A 16,679-nucleotide genomic window follows, 5' to 3' on the forward strand; every position below is an offset into this window, starting at 1 on the left:
CGTTTCAAAGAGTGCCCCTTGATGAAACGAAGTGTGTTCCAAAACGCTTTCTGGATGTGATCTGGATGAAAGCTTTACACAGGTCACATATACATATCCAATAAAATCAAAAAAGGATCCGTCTCACCAAGCCTCGAAGGCCGATGAAACCGATCCCTTTTCCCATTAAATATCCCCGCATAGCACAAAGAATAGACGAAATCTTCTACCCCAATTGGACGTCAGACATCAGCTGAGAAGAATGCTTCCCATTCGTCCATTCCCCTATCATTTACCCATCTAAGCGATTAGCTTAAAATATGCCAATTTACCTTATCCGCGCTGACGCGCAGCATGACGTTCAGCAATACGAGCCGTGATTATTCCATGACTCTCATCGATTTCTTCCGGTGTACACGCGGCTTTTAATTCATATACTTTCACTGGCGAACGATCAATGATATCCAAAAACGAATCAAAAAATATCATGTCTTTACTATGGATGTATGGACACCAATGATCTGCCAACCCTACGGTTTCATGAATATGTACGCCAACCACGTGATCATTCAACGCGTTAGCCTCACGTACATTATCGTACAATCCCATTCGATCCATCATCATGCCGTGACCAATATCGTACCATAGACCAAGCGGCGCGCCCTTCATTTGTTCAATAATCGTTCCTGCTTCGTGCAAAGTCGGCATCTGATAACAGCGTGAACGGGTCTCAATACCAAAATTCACCCCGTATCCTCGCTGCTCCGACAAGTCACATACCTCTTCCAGACTCTCCTGAATCCGGCTCAGGTAATGTGCGCTGCCATCTTCCCGTTTCTCCAGCATCTCTTGCCATAAAGATTGATACGCCGGTGAATCCGGCCCCTGATCGTGGTATATCTTTTTCAATGCTTCATCTATGTTGTATTCAAACGGAACCTCACCGGGATGTACAACAACAGCCATGGCCCCATAACGATGTGCGTACTCGGCTGAGCGAAGTAACAGTTCAATCGCCCGTTTGCGGCGCGGCTCATCATCAAATCCGAGCAGCACGGAATCCGTCCCGTAATCTGGATCAGCCACATGCGGGAATGTATTATGCACACTGGATACACCGATCTCGCCACGTTCAATCATCGGTTCTATCGTCTGCAGCATCTCTTCCGTTACGTTGTAATTCAGTTCCACCTGTTTGAATCCAAGAGATTTGATCTCCTCGATCATGCCTTGTCCGGTCGTATGACGTTTGATATTCCAACATGTTGAGAACGAATATTCTTGTTTGTCTGTGTACATACTTGGTCCTCCTGTCTCTCAATCTATCGCCCATTCATATTCCATTTATCTCTATCTATATAAGTTGAACCAATAAACTTTACACTAGATCACTCCAATTGCAGTACCATCTTCCGATCGCTGTTATCCCCAGATTTTTTGATCCCCTTCTCCAAAGGGAGAAATCCGGTGATAAAGGCAAATGCTACGCTTCTTCAGATCGGTTCTGCACTCCTCGTTCTCATGTAAATGTTCAGTTCATCTTATATACCTATTTATTCCTCAAACCGTTGTCTTCACGGAGAGTCAATTCAAATCTCATCTTGTTTGCCGTCTTCCCAGGCACATAACGATAGATGATCTCCGCATGATTCACGTACATTAACACAGATGGTTCAGGCGCCTCAGCCTTTACGGCACACCTAAGTCCAGGGAACTGCCATAACGCTGGTGTAATGTCCTGCTGACGAAGGGATGGCCCCCTGATTTCAAAATAAACATCGATCTCTTCCGCCGTATCCAGCTCCACATCAATGGTTAACGAATCAGGCGTGAGATCCGCATCGAACGTTACTCCGCGCAGATGACTGTTCCACCCCTCGCCTACCTCACGGCGGATCAAGCGAAGATAATAACGCTCCCCTGTCTCTGTCTGCCAGTGGATCGTAGCTGGATGCATCTGTCCATTCGTATTCACACTTCCCGACATGGCCCCGATCATCCGGTCCTCACCAATCCAGGCTTTGGCTGTACACAAATTCCGATTGGACATTGGATCATTGCGCTCACACAGTTCCATAAATTGTTTCTGCACAAGACGATCTTCTTGATGAGCCTTGAAATACGGCACAGATTCCGCGGGCACATCCACCCCAAGGAGCGCAATCAGTGGATCATGGCCTGACTCACAGTTGATTCCTGCCAGATATTCATACCCTTCACCAAGCAAGAGATAGATAAATACACCGATCGAACTATGCTCTCGCATCTCCATGTCGTACGCCCGAGAGAACGGGCCGGAGAGATTTTCGAGGTTGGCATTGTAATATAGCGCAATGTTATTCCACAGCCCATGTTCAATCCGGTGTCCAATTTCGATCAAACGTTCGGTGAGTCCATACTTTCGATACATGCCAAGCACGGACAGATCCACCCCATAATACGTTGTCGTATTGAACTCCGCGAATGTACCGTTGTATTGTTCAAACTCCTTCATTAACCCCTCCGCCTGTTCATCCGAATGCTGAATCCAATCTGTTCGGTTCAAGCGATGGCCGTAGTAGTGAGTGATGAAAATATGCATCAACTCAATATTGGTGTTCATCGGGATTACGTCGGATAACCTGCGTTCTATTGATCCTTGAACAGCCAGTTCCATCGCATAATCCATCCGTTTCACGAGTGTCTCCGGCAGTAGATCGGCGAATTCAGCAGTTACAACCACACAGACACAAGCGATAAACTCACGCCAGTTGGGATCATAGCTGATCCAGACTGGTGGCAGAACCTGATTCACTGCCGAATAAAAAAGGTTTTTCAGTTGTTTGGGGTCTGCTGCCTCTGTTAGCAGAGAACCCTCTTCCTGTAGTTTATGGATAAACTGCGCAGACACCTTCTCAAAGGTGCGTTCCAGGAAATAGGCCGTGCCTGGCGCAAAAGATTTCCAAGCATAGTGACCTGCTGGTGGATGCGCATCAGTTGGTCGGGTCGCGAAGGTTCCGTGATAGATCTCATCCGGAGCGTCATATTGAACATCGAGCACCTTGTGGAACACTTGTATCGCGCGTTCCACATCACCAGGCTCATTTCGAATCAACAACCCAAGCGCATAATGCGCGCTGGCTCGTGTGCTGTGCTGCGATGAATCCTCTTCTTCAAAACTCCGAAGCAGATCCAATTCCTTGTCATAGAAGCTATCCATCATCAACATGGACTGATTCACAAGATATTGCTGCTCTTTTGACATCTTTTCTACCATTCGTTGTGTCATGTCATGCAACCTCCCGAGACTATAGGTGCGTGTTCAAAAAGATCAGTTTTCAGTACCAAGAAGATGGAATTAAGCTAGAAATGGAGTAGCGGAGCGTAGGACAACTACGTGAGCAACTACAATGTTTCTGAAGGAAACATACTTCGTAAGCATCAACCTATTCGGCTAAATTTCATATTCGATGCTGATGATGCCACTAGGCATCATTCGTAATCAAAAGTGAACTTTTTGAACAACCTCTATTAACCTTTTACAGCACCTACCATTACGCCACTGATAAAGTACCGCTGCAACCATGGATACACAAGCAGGATCGGTAACGTGGAGAATATAACGCTGGCTGCTTTCAGACTCTCAGGCAGGACTTGAACAGCACCAATGCCTTCGTTCTGCATCAGTTCTGTAATCTGGTTTTGCTGAATCATCTGATACAATTTCAATTGCAAAGGGTATAGTTCAGGCTTGGTGATATACATCAGTGCATCCTGGAAACCATTCCACCGTCCTACGGCGTAGAACAGGCTCAGTGTTGCCATAACCGGAAGGGACAGCGGCAAAATAATACGCATAAGTGTTCCGAAGTGGCTGCTTCCATCAATGCCCGCCGCTTCTTCGAGACTTTCGGGAATCCCTCGGAAGAAGGTGATGAGGATAATCATATAGAATGGACTAATCAATCCAGGCAGAATAAGTCCCCATGTGCTGTCGAGTAGATGCAGATTTTTGATCAGAATGTACTCGGGAATAATGCCCCCACTGAAGAACATCGTCACCACAATCACAAGCATGAACCACTTACGCCCTTTCAGATTACTCTTCGCCAGTGGATAAGCTGCTGCAATGGTCATCACCATGCTTAGTACCGTACTCAGGACGGTCAGCCAAATGGTATAGATGAGGGAACGAATCATCGATCCATCTGCAAATACTTTGGTATACGCCTCAAAGGATAACTCTTTGGGGAAAAAGGAAACTTCTCCTGAACCGATCGCCCGGTTTGAACTGAGCGAGATCGCAATAATATGAATGAATGGTGCAAGACACAGCACCATCGTAATGACAATAAGAATGACGTTTACCGTGTTGAATATTCGATTCGCCGTGTTTTCAGACATCTCACTCACTCCTTACAGATCATATGTGAATCAATCCACTACATAATGCTCTCATCGGTTAATTTCTTGGACGTATAATTTGCTCCGAGTATGAAGACAAGTCCAACTAATGCCTGGAACAAACCTACAGCTGTTGCGAGCGTGACCTGACCGGATTGTAAACCGACACGATAGACAAATGTGCTGAGCACATCCGAGTATTCACGTACAGCCACGTTACCGATTATAAATGGTCGGTCGAAGCCGATAGAGATCATGTTGCCGACATTGATGATCAATAAGGTAACAATCGTTGTTTTGATGCCTGGCAAGGAGATGTGCCAGATTCTGCGTAGCCGACTTGCTCCATCCACTTCAGCCGCTTCGTAGAGTTCCCGGTTAATGCCCGTGAGAGATGCCAGATACAGAATCGTACCCCAGCCTGCACTCTGCCACACGCCTACCGCAAGATACGTAAAGAGCCAATAGTTTTTGTCTGAAAGGAAAGGTAATGGATCAAATCCCATGCTCATCAAGATATTGTTAATGAAACCGGATTGTGTACCGAATACCTGAAGTACGATCCCTCCAATAATGACCCACGAAATAAAGTGAGGAATGTACAGTAAAGTCTGTGCCAACTTTTTGAACCAGGCCTTCTTCAGCTCGAACAATAAGATGGCCAGTATAAGTGGTGCCGGGAAGGAAACCAGTAAATCCAGCATGTTTAGCACTAACGTGTTGCGTAATGCAGTGTAGAACCCCTGATTTTGAAACACTTCTCTGAATGCATCCAAACCAATCCACTCACTACCGGAGATCCCTTGAAAGAAGTTAAAATCCTTGAACGCAATCTGCACGCCATACATTGGCCCATACTTGAAAATAATGAAGTAGATCATGGGCAGTAGGAGCAACGCATATAGTTGCCAGTTTCTGCGGAAATAGATGCTTGTTTTCATAAACCTTCCCCCCATGTCATTCAGGATTCTTCATCAAGGCGATGTTGCCATCGCCCTAATGAAATCCCTGTTCTTTGTTGTCATACACATTAGATGTGATCTCTACTCTACTTATTTCATCGCTTTGTAAGCTTCTGTACGTTCATCCAGGATTGCTTGACCACCGCTCGCCATGTAATCCTTCATCATGCTGTCATACGTAGCTTCAAAATCAGCGGGTTTGGAAATGGTTGTTTTCACGAAAAACTCCATAAACTTGTCTTTCAAGCCGTTACCGTAACGTGCTTCTGCGTCAATCGGTTTGGAGAAACGTACCGGTTGAATGGTGTCCGTGTTAGAGATCGCTACCGACTTGCGCATATCATCCCGATACTTCGACTCTACCTGAACGACATAGGCCTCTTCATTTTTCTTGTCATCCCCAACGTATTTACCATTGACGATAATGGCAATGTCACCGGAATTATAGATACGACCTGCGATTTCAGGAGAAGCATCATCTTTGATCAGTGGAACTCCATCCACGAGCTCATAGTTCTCGTTTTCAACACCGAATTGCAGATCGAACAGGTTGTTGCCCGAAGCCATCCAATCCAGATACTTCATCGCGGCTTCCGCATTTTTGCTCGATTTCGGGATCATGACATACATCGCATTGGGTGCGTATGCCGGTTTGGCGAATTTGCCCTCGGAGTTTTTGAATGCATCAATCGGTGTCATCACTGCACCCGGTTGATTGGTTTGCAGGTTTTTGTACGTACCGGAGATATAAATCTCCCCTGCATCCTCGGTGTAGAATCCAACTTTGCCGTTAGATACATCTTCCCACAGCTTTTTCTTGTCTTTGTCGAGTCCAAAATCCTTGCTCATTAATCCTTCATTATATAGTGTGTTCATATATTTCAGAGCGTCCTTGAAACCAGGCAACAACGTTGGATAGTCATTGGAACCCAGTTGTTGCGTTAATGTATATTTCTGTTCTTCCGTCAGCGGTTCAATGAATGACCAGATCAGTGGTTCATATTGAGCCGAGGCAATGGACATCCCCATCGGAATAAGTCCTGTGCCAACCTTACCCGGATCTTTTTCCTTAAAGGCCTTCAGTGTTGTATGCAGCTCCTCAGCTGTCTCGGGTGAAGGCAATCCGAGCGCGTCCAGCCAGTCCTGACGAACATAGGATGCGTACTTGCCAAGTACAAGACGTTTACCTGGAACCGCGAATTGTTGTCCATCGTATTGACCGTAGGCCAGCGTTTCATCTCCCAGGAACTTCTTCAGGTTAGGACCACTTTGATTGATCAGATCCGTAAGTTCGGTCAGACCTCCTTGCTCTGCATACCGGTTGAATGTTCCCGAATCGTAGGTAAAGACGATATCAGGTACTTCAGAGCCACTCGCCATCAGAACGTTAAGTTTCTGTACTTCCTCCGAACGTGGTACTGGAACAAATTGAACGTCGATGTTGTTTGGATCACCAAACTTCTCTTGAATGAAGCGAGTCAGATAACTGTCCGAAATGGTGTAGCCCGCCGGAGTATTTCCCCGATCGAAGATTTCTATTTTCAAAGTTGTTTTTTCCCCCGAACCCGAATCTCCAGATGAAGATGTTGATTCGCTTCCTGATGAACATGCAGATAATAATAGAGTGAATGCCGTTACCACTGCGAGGATTGAACTTGCCTTGCCTGCCTTACGTCTTTGAAATAATCTCATTTGACCTTTCCCCTTTCGCACACTCTCTGAATGGATTCACATGATTGCCACTCCACTTTGTTCATCCCATTTTGTTGCACCTGTGAATGTCACTAATCATTACATATGATCTGATATTTAGACAATAAACTATTTTCAAAATGTAAATTCACGTTTTTTTACGTTAGATACCGCGATATATAAACATATTTCCTGACAATATACAATTTTCACACCTTTAATGTTAACTATAATAACATAAAATGTTGTATTATATTTGATTTCTCATACCCAATCTGGCATCCCCCAACCTGCAATAATCTTTTTTCCATTAAATATCTGTTCAAAAAATGAAAAAGAGACCACATCTTATGTGATCTCCTTGTTTAGCAACACGAGTAGAACGATTCGACGTATTAATTCCTCGGCGGAAGATTAAACTTCACTTGACCAAACAACGTATCGATGGCATTTCCCGCAAATTGATCCATCACATGTTCGTTGCTCGTGTCCGTATGTTCCAAAATCAATACATTATACTTCTCATCATAATGCATTCCGCCCAAAATAAATCGTACAGGAATATTCTGAGCCGCTCCTGCCTTCGAAATGGCCTGAATAAGTTCGGATTCATGCCTTTGTTGACTTCTCGTGTAGGTACCAACAGGTATAGTTATCGTATATGACGAGTCATCTACATGAAATGTAAATGTGTTGTTGCTTGCTGTGATGGTAATCTGTTTACTGATATCTACTGATCCCCACACTTGCTGTCCGTGTTTGTACATCATCTTCACTCCTGCCCTATTAATCTATGAATTGTCATAATGCTAGTATAGGACATTCGTAAAATTTCTTAACGCACCAGCTAGACTGGCCTAAGATCGTGGTTGAACAGCCAAAAAATCTCCTGCAAAAGACGATAAGGGACGAAACCTTATTGCCTCATACAGGAGATTTCATTGATATCTCTAAGATTATTGGATTTCACCCGATACCCGGATGTTCTAACACGTGCAATTCCGTTATTGATCCCCTTATTTTCCACTCTGCTTGCGGTAGTCCCCTGGTGTCACGCCCATAATCCGTTTAAATACTCTGCCGAAAGAGATGGCATTGGCATAACCCACTTGCAGAGCAATATCCTGAACAGCCATATCGGATGCAGACAACAAACGGCAGGCCTTTTCGACCCTCAGTTTCACCAGAAAATCAACAAACTTCATCTCAAACTCTTCCTTGAACAGATAACTCGCATATTTGCCCGAGATCTGGAACCGATCACTCAGATGTTTCAGCGACAGATCCGGATCATCAAAATGCTCTTCAATATATATCCGCAGCTCGTTGATCATCGCGCGATGACTTTTCGTTTCATTCACAGATACATAATTGCGATAAACCTCTTTAAGCCACTCCTGCAAAATCTCTTGAATCCCCTCCAGTGTCTCCACCTGCTGGATATCACTGCGAAGACGAGTCAGGATTTCCTCGGCAAATTGGCTTTGCAACCGCTCAGACAGCTCTCCGAATTCACGGGACAACATCTGGATTAACGCCTGCAGCAACATGCGAATATCGTGATCTGTAATCTGATCTTCGTTAAATGCAACAAACATCTGATCCAGCTGCGTTCGCCAACCATCACCGGTTAGTCTGAATTCACGGACAAAGTCCGCGAGCATCTGCAAATACTTGTACGATTGCAGCTCAATACGATCCGGCAGTTGCTCACTGAGAACGATGGCATCTTTACCAAGGGTAAGTCTATGCTGCAAACCCGCATCTGCACTCGCATAGGAACGAGTAATCTCCTCCCAGCCCGATACGGTTCGTCCAATCCCGAACGTAAACCTTAGGCGGAAGTTTTCCGCAATCCACATATGCATCTGCTTAGCCAGATCCATAAGTAATTCACGGTCCAGTCCTTCCTGCTCATCCGATGCAATCACCACAATAAGCCTTCGGTTCCCAAACCATTCAGCCCAACCGCCGAACTGGGTCTCATTCTGCACAAGTTCTTCCACTACGTTCATGAGCGCAATCTTCAGAATATTCTGATTGGTCGAGAGATCGTCACCATTCATCTCCGCAATGAGCACTGCAACACTCTTCGGTTCCATGAATCGTTCCTCTAGCGGTTGCAGATGGCGAAGTCGCTGACTGAACGAATCCATTCGCTCCCCTTCCATCAGATCAACAAGCAACTGTCTGCGATGAATCAGCAAGTTTTCATGATGTTGTTTCTCATAGTCAACCGTCTGAGCAATCAAATGTTCCAGCGCACGGTCGATGAGTGCCAGTTCATCTTTGACGGATGGAGCTGCTTCATCCTCCTCGGCACGTGGCTGTAACGCCTGAATTCGATTCATGATCAACTGGATGGGGCGTGTATTTCTTCGAGTAATGTAGATTAGTCCCACCACCGCACCAACAATCGTTAATAAACCAATACCGATCCACACATAAGAAACAAGGGATACCCATGAATACAGTTGTCCGGATTGAATACCACTCTCGAAGACCAGACCAAGCTTGTCCGCAGTCACACGATTAAGGATTTCACCTGTTGAAGGGTCCATTTGATGCGCGGTATAGATCAGATTGTCGCTCTTATCCCGAACCTGAAGAACAGATAAATTTTCATTGGTCATGTTATCAATCTGCCGTTCCACTGCATACATGCGGATCGTAATGACGAGTAATCCTTCCCCGCCCCACGGTAACGGAAGCCACTTATTCATGCTAATCACCTGTGAAGGTACGTCGAAAGAACGTTCCTTATAATCACGTGGCAGATTCCAACCGAGGTTCTCCCGATCTTTCAAAGCTTGCTCAATATAGGCACGATCTTCGAAATCTTCCAAACGCATCATGCCTCTGGGCGTAAGAATCTGGGAATCGGACATACGATAGAGATAAATGGATTGAATCATATCCTGCTGATCCAGCATACGTCCCAGTCCACTTGCCGCATCATAGATGAACTGACTCGATAATTGTCCCTGTCCAGCTTCCAGAAAGCGACTATATGTCTTGTTTGCACCAATGTCTTCAAGCAACCGAAGTTCAATGTCACTTAGCGAGCGCTCCAGTGTATCCACGATGTAGCGGGTGGAGATCATGTCGGCTTTTTGTGTTTCGTTACGTGAGAGTTCGTTGACAATCAGGAAGGAGAGAAAGATCAGAATGGAAATCGTAAGCAGAAAAATAGGAAAATACGAATACATCAACTTGGTGTGCCAATTCCGCTTCAGATTTACTTTCATAGGCTCCAACTCCTTCCATCTCTATTCTAATGAGTATGCTCTTCTCTGTTCTTTGGCCTGCCTGCTGACGATATACAGAATCACTGATCCTAGTGCCGCACTGATCGTGCAAGCCAGATACATCAGTGATGGACCGCCGGAATCGAGTAAATATCCGTTAAGCATATTACCAACAATTCCGCCTAGACCAGCAAACACCATGTTAAATAAACTTTGTCCTGTGGCTTGCATCTCCCGTCCCGTAACGGAAGCCACATATTCCACTGCTGCGATATAGAAGAATCCGAAGGATAACCCATGCAGCACCTGAACGCCAATCATCACCTCAGGTGTCGGCCATAGCCATTGTATCCCCCAACGTAACATATACGCCCCCGCTGCAAGCAGCATCGTCCGTTCATGTCCCCATTTTCGGAGTATGAATGCCGCTGCCAACATGGATGGAACATTAGTAATTGACGCCAGCAACAGCGCTGTACCTGTCATGGTCACAGAACCGCCAGCCATCTGAAATGAAATAACAAAAAAGGAGTTAAACGCAGTGAGCGTTTGGTTAACCAGGAAACAACCTGTTAGAAATAGAAGGAATGTCCGGTTTCGGAGCAATCTTGCCAAACCTACGGAGAAGGTTACCGAGGACGAGGATATGCTCGTCTGCCGGGGAAGTGTACTTGCCAGTATAGTGCTCAGAATGTTAAACAGGAGAAATGGCAGCCATAACATGTGAATGGAAAACTGGGAGAGATACATCCCTGCGGCAAATCCACCAACTCCTGTTCCTATGCTGCCGAAGAGTCGGATCATGCCATATGAGGTGTTCGCGGCTCTCGCAGCTGTAACCGCATAGGAGTCAGCAACGGGGATTTGAGTCACTTGGAATATAGTGCATAAAGTATAAATCAATATTAATATAAAGTACACTTGAATATTGTAGAAGTACGCTAACGATGCAGGAACAAGCAGGCTGATCACCAGTACGAACCGTGTCTTTTTAAACTTATCTACCAAAATTCCCCATATTGGTTGAAGAATAATGGATACAAGTGTGCCAAACGCCATGATAAATCCGGTTTCTTTACTGGAAAACCCTTGTGCTACCAATATGGGATTAATGTACGGGTTAAACATCCCCCCGGCAAGCCCCATAAACAGATATAGGCCCTGCAATTGGAGTAAAACACGTTTTGCATCCTTGGAATCGGCTTTTATTTTCTCTGTGTAAGCCTTCATATGTCTACTTCTCATCCGGATCTCCATCCTTTATTTCTGTAGTTGCTTCGCCTATTCTCTATTTTTATGTGCGTGTCAGACTCGACTTGATTGCAGCCAATGACCCGATTGCTCCTGCTTTGTTCCCCAGTTCAGCTACAGCTAAAAGTGTAGGCAGAACGGTGTAACGTTGGAGGCGTGTGCGCACTTCATTTAGATAATAGGATGGATTGGATGCAGCCACGCCACCACCGATCACTATAATGGAAGGATTGAGTAAAGCCGTAATATTCTCCAGACCTCTCGCCATATAACGCATGGGTAGTTCCAGAATCTCCAGGGCAGCAAGATCACCCGACTCCGCTGCTTTGAATACATGCCTGGCTTCAATCTGTTCCGCTTCCCCTCCTGCCAGACTCATGATCAGGGATAAGGAACTCCCCTTTCCAGCAGCAAAATAACGCCTCGCCTGTTCGGTAATCCCCGTACCTGAAGTCACTTGCTCAAATACGCCAAAGGAATCCGCATCCGCAACGTAACCGGTATAAAGCCCTTCGTCTCCTGCAATGAAATGCCCAATCTCACCTGCTGCTCCATTCTGGCCGCTATAGAGCTGTCCATTCAGGATAAGAGCAGATCCAATGCCTGTTCCAACCGTGACCATTACACAGTGTTGATGTCCCTGTGCTGCCCCTTGATCATATTCTCCCATTGCCGCCATATTCACATCATTATCCAACATGATATTCCCGCTGTAGTACTTCGCAATAACAGGGCGAATATCTAGCTCAGGCCACTGAAAAGCGGGAGCATTTCGCAGTATCCCCTCCTCTTGCAGAATCACACCAGGGAATCCCAAGCCTGCACCTTTAAGTTGATCCAGACTGCATCCAACTTCGCGGCAGAATATTTCCAATTCAGTGAATAACCATCGGAAGAACTCATCCGGCTGATCACTGGCAAGCGTAGGCAAGATTCGTTCATGAACTTCATTTCCAGCCTGTTGTGATGACAAGAGCATTAATGTTTTGGTGCCTCCAATGTCAATACCTGCAATCCAGCCGGATAGATCACCTCCAACCGTACCATTCTGATTGGTCTGATAATTATTACTTACGTTTTTCACGGATTCTGTCATGCCTTTTCCCTCCTCACATGTTGTATATCCAATCTCTTATTCCATGGCTTCCTGCTGAAGGTTCAGCATCGTTTGTTGTATGGCCACCTGTACCGCGCCAGTGACAACAGCCTGCTCACCAAGCTTGGAACAGATTAACTGTGGTTGCACAGGGAATTGCTCAGAGATGATCTGCCTCAGTAAAGGCAATAACACATCACCGTTCCCTCCTACACCTCCGCCAAGCACAATGAGATCTGGAGCAAGCACAACGCTAATCTGACGCAGAGCGGAAGCAATCTTCTGGCTGTATTGTTGTAGAATGTCTAACGCCTCTACTTCTCCACTGCGCGCAGCTTCAAATAACTTCTCGGGAGTCAGGTGTCTGTGAAGATCATCTGCACCCGAATGAGCAGCCTCCAATAATAGTTCATCATGCTGATCCAGATAATCTTTTGCCAGTTGCATCAGACCATCAGCGGACAGCACCTCCTCCAGACGTCGACCATCATCCACCAGCATCTCTGCGATCTCTCCAGTTAAGCCTCCTAAACCTCGAAGCAGTTGTCCATGTACCATGATGCCAGCACCCGTCCCTGTACCGATGGAGAAAAAAACAAACAAGGAATACCCTGCTGCTGCACCACTCCGATACTCCCCAAGCGCCGCAAGATTCACATCATTTTCCAGGATTACTTCACAGGGAAACGCTCCTGACAACGACTCTAGAGAGAAAGCTTCTTCCAGACCCGCTAACGGATCCACAATACGATTGATACGCCCTGAATCAGGCAGCACTACGCCTGGTATACCAAACCCGATGCACTGAATCTGACTCCAGTTCAGATGATTCTCATCAAGCAGTTCGTTCATATGGCTTCGAAGAAGCTCCAGCATCGTCGCTTCTGCTCGCTCATAAGCTTCTTGAACAACCATGGGATATGTTCGATAGGCAATGATCTCTCCATTCAGATCGGATAATGCAATCCGAATACGTGTTGCACCGATATCTATCCCACAGACATAATAAGCCGTTTCATTGAAACGAATGAGGGTTGCTTTTCGACCCTGAGCGTTGTCAGCTGGCCCCATTTCCCTCACCAGATTACGGTCAATCAGATGTTCGACCGCCAAAGACACCGTTGGTTTACTAAGTCCGGTCTGACGGCTGATATCCGCTCGCGACATGGTTCCCTGAGTTATGAGGGCATCCATGATGAGATTTTCATTCAGATTGCGGATATACTGCGGTGTGCCAGCCATGTTATCGCCTCCTCTTATAGTTAGTTAAGTTTATTAACAAATTAATTAAATTCAATATATCATCGCGCTTGGTAGGTGTACAGCTTTTTGTCATTGCACTCTTTTACTAGAGAAAATCACACCTTCACCTGTAACACAAAAGCCTAATAAAGGAATTATTATACAATAATAGACGTTTATACATTTCCGAAACAGTGACCTGTTCATAGAATACCTTATCACGATCAGGGAGGTTTTAATATGTACAGAAAGCATCATAAATGTCATCATCCAAGACCAAAGTGTTTTTACAAAAAAATTACGAAAACTTGTGTTACCAAAGTTAAATATGTCCCTACAAAGTGTAAGAAATACTGTCATGTCACTGTTGAATATTGTGGAGTCAAAAAAAGAAGACATTATTAATACTCTTTTGCCCTTCTCTATAGAGAAGGGTTTCTTTCTTTTTGAACTAGATTTATACCGTATACCATTAACCTATCAAAAAAAGTTGCGGGGATATTCACCGCAACTTTTTTCTTCCTTATATATATATTCATCAAGTTTTGGAGAGTTCAATAAATCCTTCACCGAAAACATCACGCACGTCATGAATGGTGATAAATGCAATCTCATCTTCTGCTCGTACAATCTTCTTTAGCATAGAAACTTCCTGCTTGCTAATCACAATGTATAGAATTTCTTTCTTATTTTTTGTGTAATAGCCATGACCGGACAGGACGGTTACTCCGCGATCCATCTTCTCAATGACTTGCTTTGCGATTTCATCCTGTTTGGAAGAAATAATCATGACTGCTTTTTTCGGATTGAGCCCTTCAATAATGAACTCCATTGTTTTGGTTCCAACAAACAACAAGACAATAGTACACATTAATCCTTGTGGTCCAATGATGAAGTATGAGGAGAAAGCCACAATCAGATCGAAGAACAGAAGTCCGTAACTGATATTCCAATCCAGATATTTGTTGGCAAGTCGGGCCAGGATCACTGTCCCTGCCGTTGTGCCTCCCACTCTAACAATCAAGCCAATACCAAGACCGGCAAATAATCCGGCAAAAATGGTATTGATCCAGAGTTCATCCGATGCAATCGTCCAACTCTCCGTCAGATGCAGGAACAACGAGTTGAATACCACTGCAATAATTGTATATACCGTAGTCGTTTTATCAAGAAACCGATATCCCACAATTAACAAAATACCGTTCAGGATCAAGTTCATCAGTCCAGGGGACCATTCAAACAGGTAATACAAAATAATCGTGATACCCGTGACGCCGCCTTCAGCCAAATCGTTCGGGATGACAAACAGGTTCACCGCCAGTGCAAACAGAAATGCACCTGCCATAATAAATAGGATATCCGTAATTCGTTTCTTCATTATGCATTCCATCCAATCCATCAGAAATCAACCTAATCGACCCGTCTCATAAGTTGTCATAACCACTCAAGGATAGATTTTACCATGCTCCCAACAAAATTTGTATACATAATACAAATTGTTGCGTAATTTGTGCAAAGGAATTAGTAAAACCTGCTCTTCTGTCTTCTGCAGAGCTATTGAGTATCATACACCCATGACAAATGTCATGGTCCGTCATTGATATTCATCATTACAGAAGGCTGACGTTTATGACTTACTGTCATGTTCGGATTGTTTTACAATGATAAAAACGCTTCCCACAGGAAAGTCTAGCGGGAAACGCCAAGTTGTAGCTGATTACAGTTATAACGATTGAAGGAGGACACAATTTTATGAACAGATCAAAAGAAATGGCCTTAAAAAAAGAAGTTACCCCTTACGAAAAAAATGATCTCAGACTAAGTATCCGCCAGTTAATCAATACATTGCTCCCGCTCTTCTTGTTATGGGCTGCAGCTTACTTTAGCTTATCGGTTTCCTACTGGCTGACCTTCCCGATTGCCTTGGTGGCATCCGGATTTGTACTGCGGACCTTTATTATTTTCCATGACTGCTGTCATGGTTCATTCTTCAAGAGCAAACGCGCCAATGATATTCTCGGTACCATTACTGGTGTATTGACAGTTACACCCTATCAGCAGTGGAAAAACGAGCATTCTATCCATCACGCAACAAGCAGTAATCTTGATAAACGTGGTGTAGGTGATATCTGGGTTATGACGGTTGACGAATACAAAGCAGCTTCTCCTTGGGGTCGTCTCTTCTATCGGATTTATCGTAACCCGTTTGTATTGTTTTGTATCGGACCCATTTACGTGTTTCTGTTGGCTTACCGTTTTAACCGTAAAGGTGCTAGACGTAAAGAACGTATCAATACACACCTGACTACCGTATTGATCGTAGTGCTCTATGCATTCATGTCCTGGTTAGTCGGATGGCAGGCTTTTGTAATGGTGCAGGCACCTATCTTCTTCTTCTCCGGTTTCTTTGGTATCTGGCTGTTCTACGTTCAACATCAGTTCGAAGAGACGTATTTTGAACATGAAGATGAGTGGAGTTATGTAAAAGCAGCTGTTGAAGGTAGTTCTTATTACAAATTGCCAAAATTATTGCAATGGATCAGTGGTAATATCGGGTTCCACCATGTGCATCACTTGAGCCCGCGTGTACCTAACTATTTCTTGGAAGAAGCACATAACGCAACACCACCCTTGCAAAAAGCAACAACTATTACACTACGTTCCAGTCTGGTTGCCCTGCGCTTCCGTCTGTGGGATGAAGATTCCAAACAGTTTATTAGCTTCAGACAGCTCAAAAGCTTATCCCGCAAGCCGTATGTTCAACCGCCTATCCGAGTAACCAATCCAGCGGGTCTGACAGAGAAGCCTTAACTCTGTCGGATTCGT

Annotated in this window: 12 protein-coding genes; 1 reads left to right on the forward strand and 11 read right to left on the reverse strand. The window is 44.9% G+C overall.

All coding sequences use genetic code 11. From position 1 onward, the window contains the following. Positions 1-312: 312 nt before the first annotated feature. The 11 genes from AC6CIF_RS30015 to AC6CIF_RS30065 all read right to left on the reverse strand — a co-directional run bounded on the left by AC6CIF_RS30015 (position 313) and on the right by AC6CIF_RS30065 (position 15,231). Positions 313-1,278 (reverse strand): sugar phosphate isomerase/epimerase family protein, encoded by a 966-nt coding sequence (locus tag AC6CIF_RS30015; RefSeq protein WP_498202568.1) that lies wholly within the window; start codon positions 1,276-1,278, stop codon positions 313-315. Between the two features lie 250 nt (positions 1,279-1,528). Continuing rightward, on the reverse strand, positions 1,529-3,247 hold the full coding sequence (locus AC6CIF_RS30020; RefSeq protein ID WP_498202569.1) for a DUF8769 domain-containing protein: 1,719 nt from the start codon (positions 3,245-3,247) through the stop codon (positions 1,529-1,531). Between the two features lie 242 nt (positions 3,248-3,489). Next, the gene (locus AC6CIF_RS30025; RefSeq protein WP_047842693.1) at positions 3,490-4,362 is read right to left on the reverse strand and encodes a carbohydrate ABC transporter permease; all 873 of its coding nucleotides are present in this window, start codon (positions 4,360-4,362) and stop codon (positions 3,490-3,492) included. A gap of 38 nt (positions 4,363-4,400) precedes the next feature. Continuing rightward, complete coding sequence (locus AC6CIF_RS30030) at positions 4,401-5,303, reverse strand: ABC transporter permease (RefSeq protein ID WP_062834078.1); 903 nt, start codon at positions 5,301-5,303, stop codon at positions 4,401-4,403. A 111-nt stretch (positions 5,304-5,414) separates the two neighbouring features. Next, a complete protein-coding gene (locus tag AC6CIF_RS30035) occupies positions 5,415-7,016 on the reverse strand; it encodes an extracellular solute-binding protein (RefSeq protein ID WP_498202570.1) in 1,602 nt (533 codons plus the stop codon). A 395-nt stretch (positions 7,017-7,411) separates the two neighbouring features. Continuing rightward, positions 7,412-7,786, reverse strand: coding sequence for a hypothetical protein (locus AC6CIF_RS30040; RefSeq protein ID WP_498202571.1), 375 nt, complete (start codon positions 7,784-7,786; stop codon positions 7,412-7,414). Positions 7,787-8,032: 246 nt separating this feature from the next. After that, entirely contained in the window at positions 8,033-10,264 is a 2,232-nt protein-coding gene (locus tag AC6CIF_RS30045; protein WP_498202572.1) for a helix-turn-helix domain-containing protein, read from the reverse strand. A gap of 21 nt (positions 10,265-10,285) precedes the next feature. Beyond that, positions 10,286-11,509: an MFS transporter gene (locus tag AC6CIF_RS30050; RefSeq protein WP_498202573.1), complete on the reverse strand. Its 1,224-nt coding sequence runs from the start codon at positions 11,507-11,509 to the stop codon at positions 10,286-10,288. Positions 11,510-11,558: 49 nt separating this feature from the next. Then, a complete protein-coding gene (locus tag AC6CIF_RS30055; protein ID WP_498202574.1) occupies positions 11,559-12,611 on the reverse strand; it encodes an ROK family protein in 1,053 nt (350 codons plus the stop codon). Between the two features lie 36 nt (positions 12,612-12,647). Next, a complete protein-coding gene (locus AC6CIF_RS30060; RefSeq protein ID WP_498202575.1) occupies positions 12,648-13,853 on the reverse strand; it encodes an ROK family transcriptional regulator in 1,206 nt (401 codons plus the stop codon). Between the two features lie 538 nt (positions 13,854-14,391). Next, positions 14,392-15,231, reverse strand: coding sequence for a YitT family protein (locus AC6CIF_RS30065; RefSeq protein ID WP_017688839.1), 840 nt, complete (start codon positions 15,229-15,231; stop codon positions 14,392-14,394). 374 nt (positions 15,232-15,605) lie between these two features. Here AC6CIF_RS30065 and desA point away from each other — a divergent pair, with 374 nt between their 5' ends. After that, complete coding sequence (gene desA, locus AC6CIF_RS30070) at positions 15,606-16,664, forward strand: Delta(5) desaturase DesA (RefSeq protein ID WP_405172573.1); 1,059 nt, start codon at positions 15,606-15,608, stop codon at positions 16,662-16,664. The last annotated feature ends 15 nt before the right edge of the window (positions 16,665-16,679 follow it).

The organism is Paenibacillus sp. GQ49 (genome assembly GCF_059759055.1).